The sequence below is a fragment of the Bacillus sp. NMCC46 genome (assembly GCF_002998465.1).
In the GTDB taxonomy this organism is placed as follows: domain Bacteria; phylum Bacillota; class Bacilli; order Bacillales; family Bacillaceae; genus Bacillus.
Window position 1 is genome coordinate 181,990 of record NZ_PVQZ01000003.1, and the last position, 23,176, is coordinate 205,165.

28 protein-coding genes are annotated in these 23,176 nt (G+C 42.4%); 22 read left to right on the forward strand and 6 right to left on the reverse strand.

The window, feature by feature from the left end:
* Positions 1-200: 200 nt before the first annotated feature.
* From C6Y01_RS10475 to C6Y01_RS10535, 13 genes are all read left to right on the forward strand, one after another.
* Positions 201-1,394 (forward strand): ornithine--oxo-acid transaminase, encoded by a 1,194-nt coding sequence (locus C6Y01_RS10475; protein ID WP_066030356.1) that lies wholly within the window; start codon positions 201-203, stop codon positions 1,392-1,394.
* A 139-nt stretch (positions 1,395-1,533) separates the two neighbouring features.
* The gene (locus C6Y01_RS10480) at positions 1,534-2,919 is read left to right on the forward strand and encodes an amino acid permease (protein WP_060597718.1); all 1,386 of its coding nucleotides are present in this window, start codon (positions 1,534-1,536) and stop codon (positions 2,917-2,919) included.
* Between the two features lie 313 nt (positions 2,920-3,232).
* Positions 3,233-4,270, forward strand: a complete 1,038-nt coding sequence (locus tag C6Y01_RS10485) for a sugar-binding transcriptional regulator (RefSeq protein WP_034660026.1) — start codon at positions 3,233-3,235, stop codon at positions 4,268-4,270.
* A gap of 31 nt (positions 4,271-4,301) precedes the next feature.
* A complete protein-coding gene (gene gap / locus C6Y01_RS10490) occupies positions 4,302-5,309 on the forward strand; it encodes a type I glyceraldehyde-3-phosphate dehydrogenase (RefSeq protein ID WP_012011304.1) in 1,008 nt (335 codons plus the stop codon).
* Between the two features lie 213 nt (positions 5,310-5,522).
* A complete protein-coding gene (locus C6Y01_RS10495) occupies positions 5,523-6,707 on the forward strand; it encodes a phosphoglycerate kinase (protein ID WP_034660025.1) in 1,185 nt (394 codons plus the stop codon).
* 30 nt (positions 6,708-6,737) lie between these two features.
* Positions 6,738-7,499 (forward strand): triose-phosphate isomerase, encoded by a 762-nt coding sequence (gene tpiA / locus C6Y01_RS10500; protein WP_106038185.1) that lies wholly within the window; start codon positions 6,738-6,740, stop codon positions 7,497-7,499.
* Positions 7,492-9,027 carry a 2,3-bisphosphoglycerate-independent phosphoglycerate mutase gene (gene gpmI / locus C6Y01_RS10505; RefSeq protein ID WP_095285774.1) on the forward strand — a complete coding sequence of 512 codons (1,536 nt, stop codon included), beginning with the start codon at positions 7,492-7,494 and terminating at the stop codon, positions 9,025-9,027. Before tpiA ends, gpmI begins: the two co-directional genes overlap by 8 nt.
* A 29-nt stretch (positions 9,028-9,056) precedes the next feature.
* Entirely contained in the window at positions 9,057-10,349 is a 1,293-nt protein-coding gene (gene eno, locus C6Y01_RS10510; protein WP_003212752.1) for a phosphopyruvate hydratase, read from the forward strand.
* Positions 10,350-10,606: 257 nt separating this feature from the next.
* Entirely contained in the window at positions 10,607-10,876 is a 270-nt protein-coding gene (locus tag C6Y01_RS10515) for a hypothetical protein (protein WP_034660022.1), read from the forward strand.
* Between the two features lie 58 nt (positions 10,877-10,934).
* Complete coding sequence (locus tag C6Y01_RS10520) at positions 10,935-11,702, forward strand: ATP-binding cassette domain-containing protein (RefSeq protein ID WP_034660021.1); 768 nt, start codon at positions 10,935-10,937, stop codon at positions 11,700-11,702.
* Positions 11,674-13,071 carry a hypothetical protein gene (locus C6Y01_RS10525; protein WP_106038186.1) on the forward strand — a complete coding sequence of 466 codons (1,398 nt, stop codon included), beginning with the start codon at positions 11,674-11,676 and terminating at the stop codon, positions 13,069-13,071. The genes C6Y01_RS10520 and C6Y01_RS10525 overlap by 29 nt, the downstream gene beginning before the upstream one ends.
* Complete coding sequence (locus C6Y01_RS10530; RefSeq protein ID WP_106038187.1) at positions 13,068-13,436, forward strand: hypothetical protein; 369 nt, start codon at positions 13,068-13,070, stop codon at positions 13,434-13,436. The genes C6Y01_RS10525 and C6Y01_RS10530 overlap by 4 nt, the downstream gene beginning before the upstream one ends.
* Positions 13,433-13,714 carry a hypothetical protein gene (locus C6Y01_RS10535; RefSeq protein WP_034660018.1) on the forward strand — a complete coding sequence of 94 codons (282 nt, stop codon included), beginning with the start codon at positions 13,433-13,435 and terminating at the stop codon, positions 13,712-13,714. Before C6Y01_RS10530 ends, C6Y01_RS10535 begins: the two co-directional genes overlap by 4 nt.
* Positions 13,715-13,736: 22 nt before the next feature.
* On the opposite strand, the gene C6Y01_RS10540 is transcribed toward C6Y01_RS10535, so the two are convergent.
* Both C6Y01_RS10540 and C6Y01_RS10545 read right to left on the reverse strand, forming a co-directional pair.
* Positions 13,737-14,201 (reverse strand): GNAT family N-acetyltransferase, encoded by a 465-nt coding sequence (locus C6Y01_RS10540; protein WP_080869547.1) that lies wholly within the window; start codon positions 14,199-14,201, stop codon positions 13,737-13,739.
* A gap of 49 nt (positions 14,202-14,250) precedes the next feature.
* The gene (locus C6Y01_RS10545) at positions 14,251-14,640 is read right to left on the reverse strand and encodes a hypothetical protein (RefSeq protein ID WP_223249907.1); all 390 of its coding nucleotides are present in this window, start codon (positions 14,638-14,640) and stop codon (positions 14,251-14,253) included.
* 154 nt (positions 14,641-14,794) lie between these two features.
* On the opposite strand from C6Y01_RS10545, the gene C6Y01_RS10550 reads away from it, so the two are divergent.
* Positions 14,795-15,427: a MarC family protein gene (locus tag C6Y01_RS10550; RefSeq protein WP_106036509.1), complete on the forward strand. Its 633-nt coding sequence runs from the start codon at positions 14,795-14,797 to the stop codon at positions 15,425-15,427.
* Positions 15,428-15,483: 56 nt separating this feature from the next.
* On the opposite strand, the gene C6Y01_RS10555 is transcribed toward C6Y01_RS10550, so the two are convergent.
* Positions 15,484-16,020 carry a GbsR/MarR family transcriptional regulator gene (locus C6Y01_RS10555; protein WP_034660700.1) on the reverse strand — a complete coding sequence of 179 codons (537 nt, stop codon included), beginning with the start codon at positions 16,018-16,020 and terminating at the stop codon, positions 15,484-15,486.
* 269 nt (positions 16,021-16,289) lie between these two features.
* Between C6Y01_RS10555 and C6Y01_RS10560 the strand changes: the two genes are divergently transcribed.
* Genes C6Y01_RS10560 through C6Y01_RS10575 form a run of 4 tightly spaced genes read left to right on the forward strand, consistent with a single transcriptional unit; the run spans position 16,290 to position 19,747 of the window.
* Positions 16,290-17,438 carry a betaine/proline/choline family ABC transporter ATP-binding protein gene (locus C6Y01_RS10560; RefSeq protein ID WP_034660016.1) on the forward strand — a complete coding sequence of 383 codons (1,149 nt, stop codon included), beginning with the start codon at positions 16,290-16,292 and terminating at the stop codon, positions 17,436-17,438.
* Between the two features lie 13 nt (positions 17,439-17,451).
* Positions 17,452-18,105 carry an ABC transporter permease gene (locus C6Y01_RS10565; RefSeq protein ID WP_003213477.1) on the forward strand — a complete coding sequence of 218 codons (654 nt, stop codon included), beginning with the start codon at positions 17,452-17,454 and terminating at the stop codon, positions 18,103-18,105.
* 13 nt (positions 18,106-18,118) lie between these two features.
* Positions 18,119-19,036: an osmoprotectant ABC transporter substrate-binding protein gene (locus C6Y01_RS10570; protein ID WP_034660015.1), complete on the forward strand. Its 918-nt coding sequence runs from the start codon at positions 18,119-18,121 to the stop codon at positions 19,034-19,036.
* Between the two features lie 21 nt (positions 19,037-19,057).
* A complete protein-coding gene (locus C6Y01_RS10575; protein ID WP_034660014.1) occupies positions 19,058-19,747 on the forward strand; it encodes an ABC transporter permease in 690 nt (229 codons plus the stop codon).
* Between the two features lie 81 nt (positions 19,748-19,828).
* Here the strand turns inward: C6Y01_RS10575 and catR are convergent, their stop codons facing one another.
* The 3 genes from catR to C6Y01_RS10590 form a co-directional block, all read right to left on the reverse strand.
* On the reverse strand, positions 19,829-20,149 hold the full coding sequence (gene catR, locus C6Y01_RS10580; RefSeq protein ID WP_034660013.1) for a catDE operon transcriptional regulator CatR: 321 nt from the start codon (positions 20,147-20,149) through the stop codon (positions 19,829-19,831).
* Between the two features lie 82 nt (positions 20,150-20,231).
* Entirely contained in the window at positions 20,232-20,633 is a 402-nt protein-coding gene (locus tag C6Y01_RS10585; RefSeq protein WP_106036510.1) for a helix-turn-helix domain-containing protein, read from the reverse strand.
* Positions 20,634-20,763: 130 nt separating this feature from the next.
* Positions 20,764-21,168, reverse strand: a complete 405-nt coding sequence (locus tag C6Y01_RS10590) for a helix-turn-helix domain-containing protein (protein WP_034660010.1) — start codon at positions 21,166-21,168, stop codon at positions 20,764-20,766.
* Positions 21,169-21,320: 152 nt separating this feature from the next.
* Here C6Y01_RS10590 and C6Y01_RS10595 point away from each other — a divergent pair, with 152 nt between their 5' ends.
* The 4 genes from C6Y01_RS10595 to C6Y01_RS10610 all read left to right on the forward strand — a co-directional run bounded on the left by C6Y01_RS10595 (position 21,321) and on the right by C6Y01_RS10610 (position 23,162).
* Positions 21,321-21,554: a helix-turn-helix domain-containing protein gene (locus C6Y01_RS10595; protein WP_024426059.1), complete on the forward strand. Its 234-nt coding sequence runs from the start codon at positions 21,321-21,323 to the stop codon at positions 21,552-21,554.
* Positions 21,555-21,580: 26 nt separating this feature from the next.
* Positions 21,581-21,871: an AbrB/MazE/SpoVT family DNA-binding domain-containing protein gene (locus C6Y01_RS10600; protein WP_003213714.1), complete on the forward strand. Its 291-nt coding sequence runs from the start codon at positions 21,581-21,583 to the stop codon at positions 21,869-21,871.
* 186 nt (positions 21,872-22,057) lie between these two features.
* Positions 22,058-22,291 carry a preprotein translocase subunit SecG gene (gene secG, locus C6Y01_RS10605; RefSeq protein ID WP_003212746.1) on the forward strand — a complete coding sequence of 78 codons (234 nt, stop codon included), beginning with the start codon at positions 22,058-22,060 and terminating at the stop codon, positions 22,289-22,291.
* A gap of 124 nt (positions 22,292-22,415) precedes the next feature.
* Positions 22,416-23,162: an alpha/beta hydrolase gene (locus tag C6Y01_RS10610; RefSeq protein WP_034660008.1), complete on the forward strand. Its 747-nt coding sequence runs from the start codon at positions 22,416-22,418 to the stop codon at positions 23,160-23,162.
* Positions 23,163-23,176: the final 14 nt, after the last annotated feature.

Here is a 23,176-nt window from a genome sequence, read left to right on the forward strand (position 1 = left end):
CTCCTGACGTTACCTCTATTTTACATGAAAAATTTTGCGGTTTCCTCTAAAAAATTTGGCATGCGCAAAGAAATTTTGCGTAAATAATGAGGTAGACCCTCATGATCAAGCGGTCAGAAAGTTGGCACGATCCTTGCATAACATATGGATGAAGATGAACCCAATTGAAAGAAGCTACCTTACAGAAGGAGGAATAGATGATGACACAGACAAATGAATTGATTCAACAAACAGAACAATATGGAGCGGCAAACTATCATCCGCTGCCAATTGTGATTTCAGAGGCTGAGGGAGTGTGGGTGACAGACCCTGAAGGCAATCGATATATGGATATGCTCAGTGCGTATTCCGCAGTGAACCAAGGACATCGCCATCCCCGCATTATTGAAGCGCTCAAAAAACAGGCAGACCGTGTGACACTCACCTCGAGAGCTTTTCATAATGATCAGCTTGGTCCTTGGTATGAAAAAATTTGCAAACTGACGAATAAAGACATGGCACTGCCAATGAATACTGGTGCTGAGGCTGTAGAAACCGCTGTAAAAGCAGCAAGACGCTGGGGCTATGATGTTAAGGGAATCGAAGAGAATCGTGCAGAAATCATTGCGTGTGTTGGCAATTTCCATGGGAGAACGATGACGGCTGTGTCTCTTTCCTCTGAAGCAGAATACCAAAGAGGCTTCGGTCCAATGCTTCCCGGAATCAAACTGATTCCTTACGGAGATATTGAAGCGTTACGTGAAGCTATCACACCACAGACAGCGGCTTTCCTCATAGAACCGATTCAAGGAGAAGCGGGAATTGTCATGCCGCCAGAAGGCTTCTTGAAAGATGCCAAGGCGCTTTGTGAGAAAGAACATGTGCTGTTCATTGCGGATGAAATTCAAGTGGGGTTAGCACGAACAGGTAAGATGTTTGCGTGTGACTGGGAAGACATTGAGCCAGATATGCTGATCCTCGGGAAAGCTTTAGGCGGCGGCGTCTTTCCAATCTCGTGTGTCGTAGCAAACCGCGATATATTAGGCGTGTTTAACCCTGGTTCTCATGGGTCTACCTTCGGAGGAAATCCTCTTGCGTGTGCGGTGTCGCTTGCTGCACTGGATGTTTTAATCGACGAAAAGCTTGCAGCACGTTCCATGGAGCTTGGCGAATACTTCAAAGACAAACTATCACGCATTCAAAGCCCTGTGATTAAGGAAGTGCGCGGCCGCGGATTATTTATAGGAATGGAGCTGACAGAGGCAGCTAGACCTTATTGTGAAAAGCTGAAGCAAGCAGGATTGTTATGTAAAGAAACCCATGAGACAGTTATCCGTTTTGCACCGCCGCTGACCATTTCAAAAGAAGATTTAGACTGGGCAATTGGTCATATTGAAGCACTGTTTCAAGCCTAAATGCCAAAGGGGGAGGAACCTTCACTTTCTCCCTTTCTTTTTCAACGAACAGCGAATTTTGTCAAAGGATGATGAATAGAAGAAGGAAAGTGGGGAAGTGGATTTGAAGCAAGAACAGCATAATGAACTAGAGCGTTCCATGAAAAGCAGACATCTCTTTATGATTGCCTTAGGCGGCGTCATCGGTACGGGCCTTTTCCTTGGATCAGGATTGATTATCCATCAGGCAGGACCTGGCGGAGCCATTCTATCGTTTATCATTGGCGGACTGTTAATGTATTTGGTCATGCTGTGTCTTGGAGAATTAGCAGTGGCGATGCCGACAGCCGGGTCCTTTCAGGAGTATGCAACCAAATATATAGGTCCATCCACAGGCTTTATGATCGGCTGGCTGTATTGGTTTAGCTGGGCGTGTACGATTGGACTGGAGTTTACGTCAGCAGGCATATTGCTCCAAAGGTGGTTCCCAGATATCCCGGTTTGGCTCTGGTGCCTAGCATTTAGCGTGATATTATTTGCCGTGAATGCCATCTCAGCTCGCAGCTTCGCTGAAACAGAATTTTGGTTTTCAGCCATTAAGGTTGCAGCCATCCTATTGTTTATTATCATCGGAATTGGCGCAATTTTCGGAATGATTCATTTAAAAGGCGGAGAACCAGCCCCTTTATTTCGTCATTTGACGGATCATGGCGGACTATTTCCTAATGGTGTTTTTGCTATTTTATTAACCATGGTCACGGTCAATTTCTCCTTTCAAGGAACAGAACTTGTAGGGATTGCAGCAGGTGAGAGTGAAAGCCCTGAAAAAACATTGCCTCGATCGATACGGAATATTATTTGGAGAACGATGGTCTTTTTCGTTTTATCAATTGCGGTTCTTGCCGCGCTTCTTCCATGGCAGACAGCAGGCACTGTTGACAGTCCGTTTGTGGTCGTGCTGGACAAGGTCGGCATCCCATATGCTGCAGATATCATGAATTTTATTATCATCACAGCTGTCTTATCTGTAGCAAACTCTGGATTATATGCATCATCACGTATGCTTTGGTCGCTTTCAAAGGACGGGAAAGGACCTGGCTTTACGAAAAAGCTGTCCAAGCGTAAAATCCCGATCAATGCATTATTGGTGACAATGGGTGTATCCGCTTTATCCCTGCTCACAAGTGTTGTGGCACCAAAAACGGTGTATGTGTGGCTCATTTCGATTTCCGGAATGGTTCTAGTTGTGGTGTGGATGTCCATTTGTTTGTCTCAGTATTTCTTTAGAAAACAATTCATAAAAGCGGGTGGAGATGTAAAGGATCTCGTCTTCCGTACACCGCTCTATCCATTTGTGCCATTGGCAGGCTTCATCGCATTTGGCATCGTTCTCATCAGCCTATTCTTTATTGAGGATCAGCGGATTGGCCTTTATTGCGGCGTTCCGTTCATGGCTGTCTGCTACATCATTTATTATTTCAAAATCAAACCGAAGGAAGAGGCAAAGCGTTTCGCCGAAGAGGAAGGAACCATCCCAAAAACATAAAAGACCAACTATATCAACAAAATGTGCATGCGGATCTCACACGCATGCACATTTTCAATGGTGAATTCATTGAATATAGAAGAAAATAAATATTTTGAAAAGAAATATCATAGCAAGAACCTTGATGACAAGCAGGTTATCGGTGAAAATGTGTCTATTTTTTGTCTAAATGTGTTTGTAAGAGTTGAAAATGCAAGATTATCCTGTTAAAATAATTAAAGAAAGCAGGGATTGATTTTTTTGGCTGTGGCGGGACGTTTTTTGTCACAGTGGGACGTTTTTAGTCCAACGTGAAAAGAAAGGGTCGTTAGCCATGAATCGTTTATTGGAAGCTCAAAAAAAATTATTGCCAGATCTTCTCATCGTTATGCAAAAACGCTACGACATTTTGCAATACATCAGGTTAGCTGAACCAATCGGCCGCAGAAGCCTTGCGACGAGCCTAGGTCTCAGTGAGCGCATCTTAAGAGCTGAAGTTCAGTTTCTAAAAGAACAAAACCTGCTGGATGTCAAAACGAGCGGCATGATGCTGACGAATGAAGGCCACGCTTTGCTTGAAATGCTTGAAGGAATGATGAAGGACGTTTTAGGTTTAACCTTTTTGGAAAATACATTAAAGAGGAAGTTAGGCCTAGAAGAAGTCATCATCGTTTCTGGTGACAGTGACGAATCCCCGTGGGTGAAGCAAGAAATGGGAAGAGCTGCTGTCCAATGTATGAAAAAAAGGTTTACTGGAAATAATATCGTCGCCGTCACTGGCGGAACGACGATGGAAGCCGTTGCCGAAATGATGACCCCTGATGCCAAAAACAGAGACATGATGTTTGTCCCTGCGAGAGGCGGTCTTGGGGAGAATGTAAAAAATCAGGCAAACACCATTTGTGCCCACATGGCTGAAAAAGCTTCCGGTACTTACAAACTGCTGTTTGTTCCAGGGCAGCTGTCAGAAGGTGCTTACTCTTCTATTATTGAAGAGCCGTCAGTCAAAGAAGTGCTTCACACGATTAAATCATCCACGATGCTCATTCATGGGATCGGTGAAGCAAAAACAATGGCGATGAGACGAAATACACCAGCTGAAGATTTAAAAAAGATTGATGAGCATGACGCAGTGACAGAGGCCTTTGGCTATTACTTTAATCGTGATGGTGAGGTCGTCCACAAAGTGCACTCCGTCGGCATGCAGCTAGATGATTTAGAAAGCATTCCACACATCATTGCTGTTGCAGGTGGATCATCAAAGGCAGGGGCCATTGAAGCTTATTTCAAAAAACCCCGCCGAACGGTTCTCGTCACAGACGAAGGAGCCGCAAAAGAGTTATTAAGGGAGTCAATTGATCCCTCAATATAAAACATTGTTACCTATAAAAGGAGGAAACATCATGGCAGTAAAAGTCGGTATTAACGGATTTGGACGTATTGGACGTAACGTATTTCGTGCAGCATTAAACAATCCTGAAGTTGAGGTAGTAGCGGTTAACGATCTAACAGACGCTAACATGCTTGCACACCTTTTACAATATGACTCTGTTCACGGAAAACTAGATGCAGAGGTTTCTGTAGACGGTACAAACTTAGTAGTGAACGGTAAAACAATCGAAGTATCAGCTGAGCGTGACCCTGCGAAATTAAGCTGGGGTAAACAAGGCGTAGAAATCGTTGTTGAATCTACTGGATTCTTCACAAAACGTGCAGACGCTGCAAAACACTTAGAAGCTGGCGCTAAAAAAGTCATCATCTCTGCTCCTGCTAACGAAGAAGATATCACAATCGTTATGGGTGTAAACGAAGACAAATACGATGCAGCTAGCCACGATGTCATCTCTAATGCATCTTGTACAACAAACTGCTTAGCTCCATTTGCAAAAGTACTTAACGATAAATTTGGTATCAAACGCGGTATGATGACAACTGTTCACTCATACACAAATGACCAACAAATTCTTGATCTTCCGCACAAAGACTACCGTCGTGCTCGTGCAGCTGCGGAAAACATCATCCCAACTTCTACAGGTGCTGCGAAAGCTGTTTCACTTGTATTGCCTGAACTTAAAGGTAAATTAAACGGTGGCGCTATGCGTGTTCCAACACCTAACGTTTCTTTAGTTGACCTTGTGGCTGAATTAAACCAAGATGTAACAGCTGAAGATGTAAATGCAGCACTTAAAGAAGCAGCTGAAGGAGAACTTAATGGAATCCTTGGCTACAGCGAAGAGCCATTAGTATCTGGTGACTACAATGGTAATGCAAACTCTTCAACAATCGATGCTCTTTCTACAATGGTGATGGAAGGCAGCATGGTGAAAGTCATTTCTTGGTACGATAACGAGAGTGGATATTCTCACCGCGTTGTTGACCTTGCAGCTTACATTGCAAAACAAGGTCTTTAATTTGTCACACTGAAGGAACTCACTTGGTTCTTTCCTAGAGACACGATATAATGAAGACGGACAAGGGAAGGGGAAGCATCCCTTTCCCTTTTTCTCTGTTTTTATCCGTTCTGCACGATTTCTCGTTTTGATGAGGGCAAAATGGGAAAAGGATAAAGAGAGACTTGTCCAATGCGTAAGGAAACCAGAATAAAGGAGGATCTCCTGACGAGCATGAATAAGAAATCAGTAAAAGACATTGACGTAAAAGGTAAAGTTGTGTTCTGCCGCGTAGATTTTAACGTTCCAATGAAAGACGGAGAAGTGACGGATGATACTCGTATTCGCGCAGCATTACCAACGATTGAGTATTTAACAGGACAAGGCGCAAAGGTACTGCTAGCTAGTCATTTGGGTCGTCCGAAGGGTCAAGTTACTGAAGAATTGCGTCTGACACCTGTAGCAAAACGTCTGCAAGAGCTTCTTGGACAAGAAGTGAAAAAAGCGGATGAAGCTTACGGTGACAACGTGAAAAAGCAAATCTCTGACTTAAAAGAAGGAGATGTGCTAGTGCTTGAAAACGTTCGTTTCTATCCTGGTGAAGAAAAGAACGATCCTGAACTATCAAAAGCATTTGCTGATTTAGCCGATGTGTATGTCAATGATGCGTTCGGTGCTGCACACCGTGCACATGCATCCACTGCTGGTATTGCAGCATATCTTCCGGCTGTTTCGGGCTTCCTCATGCAAAAAGAGCTTGAGGTTCTAGGAAAAGCCATTTCAAACCCTGATCGCCCATTTACAGCGATTATTGGTGGCGCAAAAGTAAAGGATAAAATCGGTGTGATTGAAAGTCTTCTTGATAAAGTGGACAACCTCATCATCGGCGGCGGACTTGCTTACACATTTGTGAAAGCACTAGGCCACGAAGTAGGAAAATCTTTATTAGAAGAAGACAAAGTCGATTTAGCGAAATCCTTTATGGACCGTGCAAAAGAAAAAGGCGTGAACTTCCTGATTCCAACAGATGTTCTGGTAGCCGACGACTTTTCAAATGATGCGAATACAAGCATTGTGCCAATCTCTGAAATTCCAAGTGATCTAGAAGCACTTGATATTGGAACAGAGACAAGAGAGAAGTACGCTGATGTTATTAAAAACAGCAAACTTGTTGTTTGGAACGGACCAATGGGTGTATTTGAAATCGACGCATTCGCTAAAGGAACAAAAGCAATCGCAGAAGCACTGGCAGAAGCAAAAGATACATATTCTGTCATTGGCGGTGGAGATTCAGCAGCAGCTGTTGAGAAATTTGGTCTTGCTGATCAGATGAGCCATATTTCTACAGGCGGCGGCGCTTCACTTGAATTTATGGAAGGCAAAGAGCTTCCAGGTGTTACTGCATTAAACGATAAATAAGACCAAAACTGCTATAAGGAAGTGTCAATCATGAGAAAACCAATTATAGCTGGGAACTGGAAAATGAACAAAACACTTGGCGAAGCAGTTAGCTTCGTTGAAGAAGTCAAGTCATCCATTCCATCTCCTGACAAAGTGGAAGCAATTGTCTGTGCGCCAGCACTTTTCCTTGAAAAGCTAAACAGCCTTTCTAACGGAACAGACCTTAAAATTGGTGCACAAAACATGCACTTTGAAGAAAATGGTGCATTCACTGGTGAAATCAGCCCTGCTGCGCTAAAAGATCTTGGCATCGGCTACTCAGTGATCGGTCATTCAGAGCGCCGTGAATTCTTCGCTGAAACAGATGAAACAGTGAACAAAAAAGCACATGCTGCATTCAAGCATGGCATCGTTCCAATTATCTGCGTAGGTGAAACGCTTGAAGAGCGTGAAGCTGGCAAAACAAATGAACTTGTCGCTGATCAAGTGAAGAAAGCACTAGCTGGTTTAACGACTCAACAAGTCGCTGAATCTGTCATTGCATATGAGCCAATCTGGGCGATCGGTACAGGGAAATCTTCTACAGCGAAAGATGCAAACGACGTTTGCGCGCATATCCGTCAAACCGTTGCAAGCGAATATGGTCAAGAAGCGGCAGACAGCCTTCGCATTCAATATGGCGGAAGCGTGAAGCCGGCGAATATTAAAGAATATATGTCAGAATCCGATATTGACGGTGCTTTGGTAGGCGGCGCAAGCTTAGAACCTCAGTCTTTCGTTCAATTATTGGAGGAAGGTCAATATGAGTAAGAAACCAGCTGCATTAATCATCTTAGATGGATTCGGTTTAAGAGGCGAAACAGTCGGTAACGCTGTTGCCCAAGCAAAGAAACCGAACTTCGACCGCTACTGGAATGAATTCCCGCATCAAACCTTAACGGCTTCAGGTGAGGCAGTAGGCCTCCCGCAAGGTCAAATGGGGAACTCTGAAGTTGGGCATTTGAACATCGGTGCAGGACGCATTGTGTATCAAAGCTTAACAAGAGTTAATGTTGCCATTCGTGAAGGGGAATTTGAGAAAAACGAAACGTTCCTAGAGGCAATGACTTATGCAAAAGAGAACGACAAGGCCCTTCATTTATTCGGTCTCTTGTCAGACGGCGGTGTGCACAGCCACATCCAGCATCTCTTTGCCCTGCTGAAGCTGGCGAAAAAAGAAGGCTTAACAAAGGTATACATTCATGGCTTCTTAGACGGACGTGATGTTGGTCAAAAGACAGCCAAAGTGTACTTAAAACAGCTTGAAGAACAAATCAAAGAAATCGGTGTCGGAGAAGTGGCAACACTTTCTGGACGCTATTACTCAATGGACCGTGACAAACGCTGGGATCGTGTGGAGAAAGCATATCGCGCGATGGCGTATGGTGAAGGCCCAAGTTATCAAAACATTTATGATGTCGTTGATGACTCCTATGAAAATGGAATCTACGATGAATTCGTTATTCCATCTGTCATCACGAGAGAAAATGGTGAGCCAGTTGCAAAAGTAAACGACGGAGACTCTGTGATTTTCTATAACTTCCGTCCAGACCGTGCGATCCAAATTTCGAACACCTTCACAAATGAAGATTTCCGCTCATTTGATCGCGGGGAAGCACATCCGAAGGATTTACACTTCGTCTGCTTTACACACTTCAGTGAAACGGTTGATGGCTATGTTGCCTTCAAACCAGTGAATTTGGATAACACAGTAGGAGAAGTGCTAGCGCAAAATGGATTGAAACAGCTGCGGATTGCTGAAACAGAGAAATATCCTCATGTGACGTTCTTTATGAGCGGTGGACGTGAAGAAGAATTTCCTGGTGAAGACCGCATCTTGATCAATTCGCCAGATGTGGCAACCTATGACCTCAAGCCAGAAATGAGCGCTTATGAGGTAAAGGATGCACTTGTTGCAGACATCAATGCTGACAAGCATGATGCGATCATCCTGAACTTTGCTAACCCGGATATGGTTGGTCATTCAGGTATGCTCGAGCCAACAATCAAAGCCATTGAAGCAGTAGATGAGTGCTTAGGAGCTGTTGTCGACGCAATCCTAGCAAAAGGCGGACATGCCATCATCACGGCAGACCACGGTAACGCAGACGTGCTGATTACCGAAGAAGGAAAGCCGCATACTGCACATACGACAAACCCTGTTCCAGTCATCGTAACGAAAAAAGATGCAACGCTTAGAGAAGGCGGCATTCTAGCCGATCTATCTCCAACGCTTTTAGACTTACTTGGTCTTGAAAAACCAAAAGAGATGACAGGAACATCATTGATTCAGAAATAACAAATTGATTCAAAAGGAGAGAAATAACGATGCCATACATTGTTGACGTATATGCACGCGAAGTATTAGACTCTCGCGGTAATCCAACAGTTGAAGTAGAAGTTTACACAGAATCTGGCGGCTTTGGCCGTGCATTAGTACCAAGTGGTGCTTCTACTGGTGAATATGAAGCAGTAGAACTACGTGACGGAGACAAAGACCGTTACCTTGGAAAAGGTGTTCTGACAGCTGTAAACAACGTAAATGAAATCATTGCACCAGAACTTTTAGGCTTTGATGTAACAGAACAAGTAGCGATTGACAAAATGTTAATCGAACTTGATGGAACAGAAAACAAAGGGAAATTAGGCGCAAACGCAATCCTTGGCGTATCTATCGCTGTAGCACGTGCGGCTGCTGATTTCTTACAAATTCCACTTTACCAATACCTTGGTGGATTCAACTCCAAAACGCTTCCAGTGCCAATGATGAACATCGTCAACGGCGGAGAGCATGCGGATAACAACGTAGACATTCAAGAATTCATGATTATGCCTGTAGGTGCACCGAACTTCCGTGAAGCACTTCGCATGGGCGCACAAATCTTCCATAGCCTGAAATCTGTATTAAGTGCAAAAGGCTTAAACACAGCTGTAGGTGACGAAGGCGGATTCGCTCCAAACCTTGGTTCTAACGAAGAAGCACTTCAAACAATCGTAGAAGCGATTGAAAAAGCTGGTTTCAAACCAGGTGAAGAAGTGAAACTTGCAATGGATGCTGCATCTTCTGAGTTCTACAACAAAGAAGACGGTAAATATCATTTATCAGGCGAAGGTGTTGTGAAAACATCTGCTGAAATGGTTGACTGGTATGAAGATATGGTATCGAAATACCCTATCATCTCTATCGAAGACGGCCTTGATGAAAACGACTGGGAAGGTCACAAACTATTAACTGAACGCCTTGGCAGCAAGGTTCAGCTAGTAGGAGATGACTTATTCGTTACAAACACGAAGAAGCTTTCTGAAGGTATTAAAAATGGTGTCGGTAACTCTATCCTGATCAAAGTAAACCAAATCGGTACATTAACTGAAACATTTGATGCAATCGAAATGGCAAAACGTGCAGGATACACAGCAGTCATCTCTCACCGCTCTGGTGAAACAGAAGACAGCACAATTGCAGACATCGCTGTTGCAACAAACGCTGGACAAATCAAAACAGGTGCTCCGTCTCGTACGGACCGTGTGGCGAAATACAACCAATTACTTCGCATCGAAGATCAATTGGCTGAAACAGCACAATATCACGGCATTGCAACATTCTATAACTTGAATAAATAATGCCAGCTACTCGCTGCGTCCCGCTCTTTCATGAGAGCGGGACGCAGCGTTTTTTTTTGTTGAGCGAAATCCGATAGCTAATTCATTTGTCTTATCCTATTTTTGTAAAAAATCCTCCTTCAGTTAGAGAAGAAGTCAAAATCCCCTCCATTTATAAGCACTAAATCATGAAAAATCGACTAAAAATATGATCTGAAATGAACTTATGCTTTCTGTAAGGGGGTGGTATCATTTTACATATATTAGGGGGTGATGAGATGCTGAATCCTTTTAGCCTTCGTTTTCCAGTAGGTGTGTATATGTATGTCCTTCACCTATTGGCGGCATATGATGAAAGGAAGCAACGAATTCTGACTTCTAAGAATGTACAGAAAAATGCATTTTGGATTTATGTCCTTGCCGCTATATTGGGCATTATTTCACTTGGAGCATTGATTTGGGCATGTAAGACCTTTGGAAAGGGCTCCAAATTTTTAGGAGAGTTCAAATTATTAGGCATGTACGTTAAAATCCAATGCGGGTTCTAACAGGGATGAGAACAGATGCAAGGTCATCTGTTCCATCTGAAACAAACGGAGGGATATGATGCTGACATTACAATTACAAGAAAAAACGTATAGCCGCACCTTCTCTCTCCGCAATATTCAAATGAACGTGGAGAAAGGCCGGACGATGCTTCTTTTAGGGCATAATGGTGCAGGAAAGACAACGATGATCCAAGCCATGTTTGGGCTGACGCCATTTACTGGGTACGTTTCCTTACATGGCGAACAGCTGAACCTTCAATCCTCAGCTCATATTTCCCTTTTGAAAAAACATGTTTCCTATATTCCTGACGATCATGCGTTGTTCGATTATTTAACACCGAGGGAATACTTTCAATTACTTCAGCTGCCAAATGAGCAAGATGTCACACGAGAAGAGACATTCACCGATTTGTTTGAGCTGAGTCCATATATGGATCAGCCAATCGCTCAGCTGTCCCATGGCAATCAAAAGAAAACACAGATCATTTCGCAGCTCCTCAGACCATGTGATTATTATGTGTTCGACGAGCCAACAAACGGACTTGATCCAGATATGATGATCATCTTAAAAAAGGTGCTCATGAAGCTGAGAGATCAAGGCGCTGGCATTCTTATATCAACTCATCATTTGAGCTTTGGTGATACATTATATGACCATCTCATGATCTTAAGAAATGGTGACGTCAAGCTGAATATGTCCCGCCAAGAAACGACTCAGACATTTCCTCATCAGGCACTTGAAGAGATTTATAAAGAAGTGAATCGAGATTACTATATGCAGGTGGAGAGGTTACTCAATGATTTGGACACGACACGTTCTTCATAAACTAGAATGGGGCATGCTGACAACGAAAGGAAAACAGCTTGGAAAAAAATATCCTTTACAGCTTCTCGCAGCTGCCGTTTTTCTCTTACTGATCTATGCGATATACGTCGTCATTAGCCTGCGCTTTTTCATGCAGGCAGGTGAAAACGAGCCAGCTGCGCTATACCTCCAATTTGTCAAAATGTCGCTCTTACTATTAGGGGCAGGTATTGTGTTATCCCGCAATAAATTGAAGCGCCAAGAATATCAATTCTACTTTTTAAACAGTGCGATTCAGAGTGTGCCATTTATCCTTTGCGTGTATTTCTTTCCAGTGCTCTTTTGCTTCCTCATGGCTGGACTGCTTTTTTTACCGATTGTATTAGGTCTTTTGATCACGGGTGTCACCCCATCTCTGTATTGGATCATCGTTGTTTGCATCACTTGCTGCATATTGGCGCTGTATACGCTCGCTTCTTGGATGCTGCTGCGGATCGGTGTGAGCCATTTCGTATCAAAAACAAAAGAGCATTTGCTGCTTCAAACGATCGGCTTTGGGGCGCTTCATGTACTAATATTTCTCCTTTTTCAAAAAGCGGTGGAGATGATCCATGTATGGCCGGCTGTCTATCTGTTGTTACTTGTCATCATCCTAAGCGCTGGATGGCTATGGGTGAAGGGTTTAGCAGCTTGCTATGTTCATCAGATGTTTTTGCAGCTGAAAACAGAGGTGAAGTCGTTTTCCTACCAGAAAATCAGAACGCACTCTTCCTTTCTGACACATCTGCGGCAGGAATTGGTCTATTTCAGCCGATCAGCTGTTTTTAAAGAGCAAGGCATTTTGTTTCTCTTTCTCATTTGTTTGACGGTGGGGCTGCCATTTGTTTTTACACCGGCAGAAACTGGCTGGCTGTATGCCTTTATTGTGCAGTTTGCGTTAAAGGAAATATTGATCATGCTTCCGCTGATGATTGGCAGGGAATATCATATCAATCAAAGGGCCATCTTTATGTTAAATACATCAAAGGGCGCTTATTTAATGTCGAGAATGTTATTTTATTACACCATTAATCTGCTGACATATTTTGTGTATATTGGGCTTGCCTATTTGGTGATCGGTATTGAAAGTGAAGGTCATGGATTGGCGAGTTTGTCCATTTTATTGATTACCGCCATGGCGGCCTGTACAGGGTTTGTCGTGAAAATCAGTGATTTTAATAAGCTGTTTGTGATCGTGTTGATGATTGCTGTATTCAGCTTTATCGATATGCTTTTATTAGAATGGCTTTCATCTGATGTGTCTCTTCTCGCCACCGCTTATCTGCTTGGTTCACTTGCCTTTTTCAGTTGTATATATGCTGCGATGTTAAAAAGGCCTGTATTGCGATGATGGGGCTTGTCATTAGTTTACTAGCGGTTGTACTAATTCACGAACTCGGTCATATGCTGATGATCATGGTGTGTAACAAACTCGAAAAAAGGCAGCTCTTTGATTTTGTGGTAACGATTGATTGGAAGCATGTGGCGATCGTCCATGAGACATTTGACCGACCGAGCTTTAATCTGATGGTGGCACTTGCGGGTCCGCTGTTTCCGGTGCTCTGCTCGAGTGTGCTTTTTTTGATGTGGAAGCATCCGGTGAGTCATCAGCTGCTGTTTTTTTCTTTACTGAACACTGTGATGCTGCATCCAGCTTGCCCAGACGGGAAAAATATCACAGCCAGTTTAAAAGAGATGAAGGAGAGAAAAAGATGATCAAAGTATTTCATTCGTTTTCTAGCGGCTTAACACTTGCGATGCTGTATATATTTGCTGTGTTTATGACCCCTGTCTTTTTAATGCTGCTAGAAGTCAATCATGTTGAATCAAGTCCGACACTGTTTGGCATGCCATTTTATATCATGAAAATTGAAGAGTATCAATTCAGCTCAGAGGCGACGCTTTTTGGATGCGTTGTCTGCTTTTTAGCTGGCGCTGTGCTCTACTTTTTCATTCAATATGTGATTCAAGCTGTGAAAAAGCGAAGAGCATAAAAAAAGCAGGCTGAGCAAATAGTCAGTCTGCTTGAAAAGTGAGAGACAGCCGTACCATATCCATACATTGAATCCCGTTTTCATAAATCGGTTCATCATAATGCTTAAGGAAGAAATTGCGATCGATCGAAGTCAGGCGGAAGCCGCATTTTTGATAAAGTGCGAGCTGCTGAATACTCGAGTTGCCTGTGCCGATTTCAATCGTATGGAAACCAGCGGCTTTCGCTTCAGCGATCGCATGGCGGATCAGCTGCTTCCCAATTCCCCTTCCTTGCCATGACTCCTTCACAGCAACATTCATGATTTCGACTGTATGCTGAGATAGCGATGATAGAACATAAACACCAATCACATCCTCTTCATGAAAGGCGGCATAACAAGAGCCGGATTGCACATAAGCGAGAACCTTTTCCTTTGAAGGGTCAGCTAATAGTAAAAGATCCATAGGGAGAGATTGATCACGAGACAATGGCCGAATTTGTATCACATTTTTTCATCCTTTCTATTCTTTCATATACCCTTGTTTCACGCCCCAATCATATTGGTCCTGTACCCACCTGAGAGGGAGGGTGATGAGTGACATTCGGGTCTTTTTTGTCAGTTGGTTTTCTTGTAGCCTGTGCGGTCTGCTTATTCGCTTGAGCAGCAGTTTTTGCTGCTGCCAGCTCTTTTTGAAGCTGGTCGACTTTCACCTCAAGCGCTTTACGCTGTTTGACCTCTTTTTCATAGGCTTTCTTTTCTTTTTTGAGATTTTTTGTGACGGTGGCTATTTGCTTTTTTTGTTCATCGTTTTCATGTTTCATATCCGTTTGATCTGATTTTAACTGGGAAAGCTGCTGATCGTTCGTTCTGCTTTCTTGCTGATGTTTTTCTTTTGCTGCTTTGTTAGTCTGCTGCCAAACAATCCAGCCAGCTGCGCCTAACACCGCAACAGACAGAAGAATGATCGTAATGGTTTTTTCAAGTGTGAACCCCTTTCTTTAAACCTCTATTACCATCGGTTAAAGATAAACAGGTTTTAACATCAAAGGGAATATTCACATCAGATTGGCAGACACTATGAAAAAAGGAGGGTGTCTGTTGATTGCCTTTATGATTCATGTTGTAGTCTCATTATTTGCTGTATCAAACCCCATTGGAAACGTGCCTCTTTTCATCACCTTAACAGAAGGCTATACAGAGAAAGAACGCGCTCAGACAGCCAAAAAAGCCATCGTGGTCTCTTTCATTATTTTGATTGCCTTTCTATTGGCAGGCAGGCTCATATTCAAATTGTTTGGGATCGATATTCATGCACTCCGCATCGCCGGAGGTATTTTTATTTTTGGTATCGCTTACAATTTGCTGAATGCAAAAGAATCACACGTCCAAAATCCTCATTCGGAGGAAAAGGCAGAAAGCAAAGAGAAGGCAGATATCTCCGTTACGCCGCTGGCAATCCCGATCATCGCTGGGCCCGGTACAATCGCTACAGTAATGAGTTTAACCCCGGGAAGTCAAGGGATGCTCCACATGTTTTCGATTCTAATCGGCATTATCATTGTTCTTGCCATGACGTATTATGCCTTTCATTATTCCAGTTTCATTATGCGGAAAATGGGGAAAACAGAGATGAATGTTGTGACGCGTTTGATGGGATTAATTCTTGCTGTAGTGGCAGTTGAGATGATCGGCGCAGGCTTAAAAGGGATGTTTCCGATGTTTATGTCATAAGTGTATATAAAAAAGCTGTTTTTTTTCTACAATGATGTAAAATAAAACAGCTTTTTTTAAGGTTTCGGCACATGCTTAAATACTTCTTCACTTTCAAAGAATTCAATTAAGCGGCTAATCCAATCATAGTAATCAAGACTTTCCTTGATTTCTGAAAGAAGCAGATTGATTTTATCCTCTGTTTCTTCAGGTAAGTCGTCCTGTTCAAGCAGCTCTTGCAATTCCTTGCACGTTTTCTTATGTGCTTTACGGTTTTTGCTGACAACTCGGGACCAATTGGCTGCAAACAATGAAATAAACGTTTGGTATTGATCTTGCTCAACTTCATAAAGATCTTTACGTATTCCTTTTTCATAAACCTTTTCCGCAATATTCAAATCGAGCATTTCTCGAACGACTTGACTCATCCTCGTTTTGCTCATGCCGGTCGCCTCTGATAGCTCTTCCAGCGTCATTGGTTTACGGTTCATGTGAATGATACCAAGCACTCTACCCACTGTAGAAGAAAGACCAAAGGCATTCATGTTCTCCGCAGCTTTTTCAATATAATGATCCTGTGCTTTTTGAATGGCGCCTAACGCTTGCTTGTCCACTCCCCGCTTCATCCCTTCACGACTGACAATTTGTAACACAATATATCATATACCTGTTTGTTGATGAAAACAATAAATATTGAGTAATTGCTAGTAATTTGAAGGAAAAAGGAGAGATCTCTAGATATTACAGCGTTAACTGAAAATTTTATATAAATCTTATGCAATACAAACACATCATAAACTTTTTATTTTATAAAGTTTGCACTATAATGAATAAGGTGTAAATTTTCTGAATATATAGATCCAACTAATTGGAGGTGTCTCATTTGCTGAAACTAGAGAATGTATCTAAGACGTATAAAGGCGGAAAAAAAGCTGTCAAAAATATTGATTTAGAAATAGCAAAAGGAGAATTTATTTGTTTTATTGGACCGAGTGGCTGTGGTAAGACAACAACCATGAAGATGATCAACCGACTCATTGAACCTTCCTCAGGAAACATTTTCATCGAGGGAGAAAATATTATGAAAAAAGATCCAGTTCAATTAAGAAGAGAAATCGGTTATGTGATTCAGCAAATTGGACTGTTCCCCCATATGACCATCGCGCAAAACATCTCACTTGTGCCGAAGCTCTTAAAATGGCCGGAAGAAAAACGGAAGGAACGAGCTCGCGAACTGCTGAAGCTCGTCGACATGGGCCCGGAATTTTTAGAGCGCTATCCTCATGAACTCAGTGGAGGACAGCAGCAGCGCATCGGAGTTCTTCGCGCACTGGCAGCAGAACCCCCTCTGATCCTCATGGATGAACCATTTGGTGCACTTGATCCAATTACACGAGATACATTGCAGGAAGAATTTAAGAAACTGCAAAAAACGTTAAATAAAACCATCGTATTCGTCACACATGACATGGATGAAGCCATTAAACTCGCTGACCGAATTGTGATTTTAAAAGATGGGGAGATTGTCCAAGTAGGCACACCTGAAGATATTTTGCGTAACCCAGCCAACGAGTTCGTAGAAGAATTCATCGGAAAAGAGCGCCTGCTTCAATCAAATCCGAATATGGAACGTGTAGAACAAATGATGAACACGTCACCAGTCACCATTACAGTCGAACAAACGTTGACTGATGCTATCTACATCATGAGAGAAAAGCGTGTCGATTCTTTGCTTGTAGTAGATGAACATCATGTGCTAAAAGGCTATATCGATATTGAAACAATCGATGCGAACCGCAGAAAAGCGGCTTTCGTTGGTGAGATCTTAAATACAGAGTTCTATACTGTACAAGAAGGCGCACTTCTAAGAGACACCGTTCGGAAAATCTTAATACGCGGTATTAAATATGTACCGGTTGTGGATGCCAAAGGGCATTTAAAAGGCATTGTAACACGGGCAAGTCTTGTAGATGTTGTGTACGACTCTATTTGGGGAGACGATACGCCGGCGTCTGCCATTGAAATGAACTAAGGGAGGTGGACACATGGATCAAATCATCGATTTTCTAGAGAAAAATGGTGGGGAACTCCTCACAAAAATGTGGGAGCATTTATATATTTCCTTAATTGCCGTCGTGCTAGGAATTATCGTTGCCGTTCCTTTAGGCGTCGTTCTCACACGAATGAAACGAGGCGCAGGTTTTGTCATCGGTGTCGTGAATATCTTTCAAACACTCCCTAGTTTAGCGATTCTTGCATTTTTTATTCCTATTTTGGGGGTGGGGAAAATACCTGCAATCGTTGCGCTCTTTTTCTATTCGGTATTGCCTATTTTGAGAAATACGTATGCCGGCGTCCAAGGTGTAAACAAAAACTTGCTTGAATCCGGTAAAGGGATCGGTATGACCACATGGGAGCAAATTCGTCTTGTTGAGCTCCCGCTTGCTGTACCGATCATTATGGCAGGCGTCCGAACGTCAACGATTTATTTAATCGGCTGGACAACACTTGCTGCTTTTATCGGTGGGGGAGGTCTTGGTGACTACATTTTAATTGGACTTCAGTTATATCAGCCGGAATACATTATTGCGGGTGCCATCCCAGTCACTATTTTAGCGGTCATCATTGACTTTACATTGATGAAGCTGGAGAAAAAAGTAACACCAGAAGGCTTAAAAGGATTGAAGGAAGTTTCATAAGGAGTTGGCTTATGTGAAGAATCGAAAAACAAGATGGATCAGTGCACTGCTTGCCGGATGCTTGCTATTGATAAGCGGCTGTTCACTTCCTGGACTAGCCGGCTCCTCAGGCAATACGCTGCGAATTGGAGCACAAAACTTTACCGAATCAGAAATTATGGCCTACATGGTTAGCGATATCATCGAACATTACACAGATAAAAAGACAACCATTGTGAAAAACCTAGGCTCTAATACCGTACAGCAGAAAGCAATGGAAAACGGAGATATCGACATTTCTGCCACAAGGTATACAGGGACAGATTTGACAAGTACGCTTGGAATGGATGCGGAAAAAGACCCGGAGCGTGCGATGGAGATCGTCCAAAAAGAATTTAAGAAACGCTATGATTACAAATGGTTTGATTCCTATGGCTTTGATAATACGTATGCCTTTGCCGTGACGCAAAAGATGGCGAAGGAAAACAAGTTAGAAACCGTCTCTGACTTGAAAAAGAATGCGAAAAATTACCGGTTCGGTGTCGATAATATTTGGCTCAAAAAGAAAGGCGACGGTTACGAAGGATTCGTGAAAACATACGGAATTGAATTTGGAAGCACGTATCCAATGCAGATTGGTTTAGTCTATGATGCATTAAAAAATGAAAAAATGGATATTGTGCTTGCCTATTCAACAGATGGACGAATTAAAGCCTATGACCTCAAAATTTTAAAAGATGATAAGCGGTTTTTCCCGCCATATGATGCATCGCCAGTTGTCCCGGAAAAAGTCCTAAAAGAGAACCCAGGGCTTGATAAGGTGATCAACAGGCTGATCGGAAAAATCGATACAGAGCAAATGCAAGAGCTTAACTATCAAGTCGACGGGGAGCTTCAAGAACCAGCCACCGTTGCGAAAAATTTCCTAAAAAAGCACAATTACTTTGAGTAAGATGGGGAGGTGTCACGGCTGATGGACACACTGCAGCAATTATGGACGTATTATCAGCAGAACGGTTCATATGTGTTAGAAGAATTTTATCGGCATTTTCTCATGTCAGCGTATGGGGTGCTGTTTGCGGCGATTGTCGGAATTCCAGTAGGCATCTTTGTGGCGCATTACCGTAAGCTGAGCAATTGGATCTTCGCCATTACCAATGTTATACAAACCATACCGGCGTTAGCGATGCTTTCCGTGCTGATGCTTGTATTAGGACTTGGCGCAAATACAGTCATCTTATCACTCTTTTTGTATTCGCTTCTGCCGATCATCCGCAACACGTATACAGGGATTGTCAGCATTGAACATGCTTATTTAGAATCGGGTAAAGCGATGGGCATGACGAAATGGCAAGTGCTGAGAATGGTTGAATTACCGCTTGCTTTATCGGTCATTATGGCTGGTTTAAGAACCGCCCTTGTCATCGCCATCGGCATTACAGCGATTGGGACATTTGTTGGTGCGGGAGGTCTAGGTGATATCATCATCAGAGGATCAAACGCCACAAACGGAACAGCCATCATTTTAGCAGGTGCTATTCCAACTGCGCTCATGGCCATTATCGCTGACCTAGTCATGGGCTGGCTCGAACGCTATTTAAGCCCAACGAACAAGAAAAAAGAAAGAAAAGCATTAGCTGCAAAAAACATCACATCTGCTTAAGCGGTTAAAAAGACAAAACCTCCCTTACATCTGTAAGGGAGGTTGTTTTATGATGATCAGGCGGGTTCACATGCAGGTATTTTATGATTCAAGCGTGATCCATTCAGAGGACCACTTCGAAATTTCCTCAAAAACGGGTGCAAGGGAACGCCCCATATCAGTTAAAGAATACTCAATGCGCACGGGTGTTTCAGCAAAAACCTCCCGTTTTACAATGCCTGCTGCTTCCAGCTCTTTTAATCTCTCAGATAATACTCTTCCGCTTAAATTTGTCAGAGCGGCCTCAATTTCACTAAAGCGCTGCGGACCTGAGAGAAGCTGAAAAACAATCAGTGCGACCCAGCGTTTACTCAATAACTCAACTGCTTTTTCAAACCGCGGGCACATGTCAGATTGATTCATCTTTCTTCACTCCAATCTGAACTCATTATACCGTAAATCTGTCATAAATCAGCTCGAAAAGCTTGTCAATGCTCAAAACATTCTATGATGACGAACGGCTGTTTAACATAAATAACAGATAGCGGTTAAGATCCTCTATTTCTTTTTTCGAAAGAGTTGACCAAATATCTCCATCAAATATTTCGAGATCACCAAGTTCATATTGCGCTGCAGCTTCCTTTATTTTGGATAATGCTATTTCCTCTTCCTTCAACTGATGGACAGAAGAGGCTTCCTCAATATAGCCCGCAGCCTGCATCATTTCCTCATAAGGGACCTTTAATGCACCGGCTAGTTTTTTAATCGTAGGAGGCTTTGGAATACCGCGTTTCCCGTTTTCAATACGAGAAATACCAGCAGCGCTGACCTCTGAATACATCGCTAATTGGTTCACTGACAGCTTCTTTTCCTCACGTAATGCTCTTAAATATGCACCAAAGTTCATCAAGGCAAAACCTCACATGGTTATAGATTAGATATGTCTATTTTACCTGATTTGTTGACTATTGGCAACAAGTATACCATGAAAATATTGACATTAGTTAATAGTGGATGTACATTAGGTTTATGCCCCGCTATTTGTTCGCCTTTTTTTGGTTGATGAGCGTGAGAAAGTATTCATTCAGCTGGCTGATGTCTTGTGCGGAGAGCCTTTCCCATTTGTCCCCATCAAAAATGGGAAGATGTTCTACATCCTTTTGAAGCGCCGTTTGATAGATTTTCAACATGGATTCATATTTTGGTTTCATTTCATGAACTTGCTCCTGTTCAATATGACCGGCAAGCAGCATTAAATCCTCATAAGGCACCTTCAAGGCATGTGCTAATTTTTTGATAGTCAAAGGTTTTGGCACACCGCGCTTTCCATTTTCAATACGAGAAATTCCAGCAGCGCTTACACCTGAATACATGGCGAGTTGATTGACAGACATTTTTCTATTTTCTCTTAAAATGCGTAATTGTTCACCAAAGTGATTCATGACATCGAACCTCACATTTCAGTATATGACTTATTTTAGTATGATCATTGACCAAAGGAAATAGCAGAGGGGTAAAAGTGTTGACTTAAGTTAATGGTCTGTTTCAAGTGAGCACCTGCACGTTGTACATATTGATTCCATAGGAGGTTGTAATGATGGTCGAAAAGATTCAGATCAGGCGGGCTTTTGTCATGCAGTATATGATCGAAAACGATATGTCTTTAAATCAGCTCGCTGATGAAATTGGCATTTCTCCTGCCACACTCAGCAGGGTATTAAATGGTCATCGGAAACCAGGCCAGCTTGTCATTGGCAAAATGATTCATTACTTTGATAAAAAATTTGAAGATCTATTTTACTATGAAGATATTGACAAAAGTCAATGAATGAAATGATCAAGGAGGCAATGTCGTTGAAAAGAACTGGGATGGTCAGACATATTGATTCACTAGGCAGAATTGTTCTGCCTTCAGAAATGCGCAAGGTACTCAATATTAAAGAAGAGCAGCTGTTAGAAATTTTCATTGAAGATCAAACCATTATGCTAAAAAAATATGATGCAGATAAGAGCTGCCTGTTAACTGGACAAGTGACGAAGTACAACAAAAGCTATGGAAATGGGAAAGTGATGCTGAGTCCTGAAGGAGCTGAACGTTTGTTAGTAGAATTAAAACAGCTATTGAAAGAAGAAGCAACCCGTTAAAAACGTGTTTTTAACCGAAAATTGCATATAAAAAATGCTGCATACTACTCTTTGGAATGAAATTGAATCAAAATAACGAATAAAGTCGACAATATAGAGGGAATCTTTATTTTGATGTTTCGTGACATGCACCTTGTTTTCATGTAAAATAAAGTTATGTGTACCAGTTTGTCTGGAGGTGTTTTCATGCACGCATTTGTTATCACATTACTCGTAATTGTCAGTATCGCACTTATCATCGTTGTATTGTTACAATCAAGTAAAAGTGCTGGACTGTCAGGCGCTATTTCAGGTGGAGCCGAGCAGCTTTTCGGTAAGCAAAAAGCGAGAGGCCTTGACTTGATACTTCACCGATTAACGGTTATTTTGTCAGTGCTTTTCTTCATCTTAACACTTGCATTGGCATATCTAGGCGTGTAAGGCGCGAGTAACAGAAGGTCTGATCTTTTTTCAGACCTTTTTTTATTATCAGCACTCTTTTGTGTTTGTTTCATACATACAAGTGGAAAATATAAACCATATCGGAAGGAAAGGAAGTCACATCATGAAAGTTGTTACACCGAAACCATTTACGTTTAAAGGTGGAGAAAAGGCGGTGCTTCTTCTTCACGGTTTTACTGGGAATACAGCCGATGTTCGAATGCTAGGCCGTTATTTGAACGAAAGAGGGTATACATGCCATGCACCTCAATATAAAGGCCACGGTGTGCCGCCAGAAGAGCTTGTCCAATCTGGCCCGGCTGACTGGTGGAAAGATGTAGAAGAGGGCTATCAATTCTTAAAAGATGAAGGCTATGAGGAAATTGCGGTTTGCGGACTATCCCTCGGAGGAGTTTTTTCATTGAAATTAGGTTACACTGTACCTGTAAAGGGAATTGTACCTATGTGTGCACCTATGTACATAAAAAGTGAAGAAGTCATGTACCAGGGTGTACTAGAATATGCCCGTAACTATAAGAAATTCGAGGGTAAGTCAGAGGAGCAGATTGAACAGGAAATGGAAGAGTTCAAGAAAACGCCAATGGGTACACTGAGGAGCCTGCAAGAACTGATTGCAGATGTCAGAAACAATGTCGACATGATTTATTCACCTACTTTTGTTGTTCAGGCACGTCATGATCATATGATTAATACAGACAGTGCGAATATCATTTATAACGAAGTAGAGACAGATCAAAAGCATTTGAAATGGTATGAAGAATCAGGCCATGTGATCACGCTTGATAAAGAGCGCGAGAAGGTTCATCAGGATGTATATGCATTCTTAGAATCACTTAATTGGTCAATTTAAATATATAGGGGGTT

Coding starts and splice junctions, on each gene's coding strand:
- C6Y01_RS10530 (WP_106038187.1), top strand. CDS start 13,068: ATGATGGGGCTTGTCATTAGTTTACTAGCGGTTGTACTAATTCACGAA.
- C6Y01_RS10515 (WP_034660022.1), top strand. CDS start 10,607: ATGCTGAATCCTTTTAGCCTTCGTTTTCCAGTAGGTGTGTATATGTAT.
- gpmI (WP_095285774.1), top strand. CDS start 7,492: ATGAGTAAGAAACCAGCTGCATTAATCATCTTAGATGGATTCGGTTTA.
- catR (WP_034660013.1), bottom strand. CDS start 20,149: ATGAATCAATCTGACATGTGCCCGCGGTTTGAAAAAGCAGTTGAGTTA.
- C6Y01_RS10525 (WP_106038186.1), top strand. CDS start 11,674: ATGATTTGGACACGACACGTTCTTCATAAACTAGAATGGGGCATGCTG.
- C6Y01_RS10480 (WP_060597718.1), top strand. CDS start 1,534: ATGAAAAGCAGACATCTCTTTATGATTGCCTTAGGCGGCGTCATCGGT.
- C6Y01_RS10575 (WP_034660014.1), top strand. CDS start 19,058: ATGGACACACTGCAGCAATTATGGACGTATTATCAGCAGAACGGTTCA.
- tpiA (WP_106038185.1), top strand. CDS start 6,738: ATGAGAAAACCAATTATAGCTGGGAACTGGAAAATGAACAAAACACTT.
- gap (WP_012011304.1), top strand. CDS start 4,302: ATGGCAGTAAAAGTCGGTATTAACGGATTTGGACGTATTGGACGTAAC.
- C6Y01_RS10595 (WP_024426059.1), top strand. CDS start 21,321: ATGATGGTCGAAAAGATTCAGATCAGGCGGGCTTTTGTCATGCAGTAT.
- C6Y01_RS10475 (WP_066030356.1), top strand. CDS start 201: ATGACACAGACAAATGAATTGATTCAACAAACAGAACAATATGGAGCG.
- C6Y01_RS10590 (WP_034660010.1), bottom strand. CDS start 21,168: ATGAATCACTTTGGTGAACAATTACGCATTTTAAGAGAAAATAGAAAA.
- C6Y01_RS10520 (WP_034660021.1), top strand. CDS start 10,935: ATGCTGACATTACAATTACAAGAAAAAACGTATAGCCGCACCTTCTCT.
- C6Y01_RS10565 (WP_003213477.1), top strand. CDS start 17,452: ATGGATCAAATCATCGATTTTCTAGAGAAAAATGGTGGGGAACTCCTC.
- C6Y01_RS10585 (WP_106036510.1), bottom strand. CDS start 20,633: ATGAACTTTGGTGCATATTTAAGAGCATTACGTGAGGAAAAGAAGCTG.
- C6Y01_RS10535 (WP_034660018.1), top strand. CDS start 13,433: ATGATCAAAGTATTTCATTCGTTTTCTAGCGGCTTAACACTTGCGATG.
- C6Y01_RS10610 (WP_034660008.1), top strand. CDS start 22,416: ATGAAAGTTGTTACACCGAAACCATTTACGTTTAAAGGTGGAGAAAAG.
- C6Y01_RS10495 (WP_034660025.1), top strand. CDS start 5,523: ATGAATAAGAAATCAGTAAAAGACATTGACGTAAAAGGTAAAGTTGTG.
- eno (WP_003212752.1), top strand. CDS start 9,057: ATGCCATACATTGTTGACGTATATGCACGCGAAGTATTAGACTCTCGC.
- secG (WP_003212746.1), top strand. CDS start 22,058: ATGCACGCATTTGTTATCACATTACTCGTAATTGTCAGTATCGCACTT.
- C6Y01_RS10485 (WP_034660026.1), top strand. CDS start 3,233: ATGAATCGTTTATTGGAAGCTCAAAAAAAATTATTGCCAGATCTTCTC.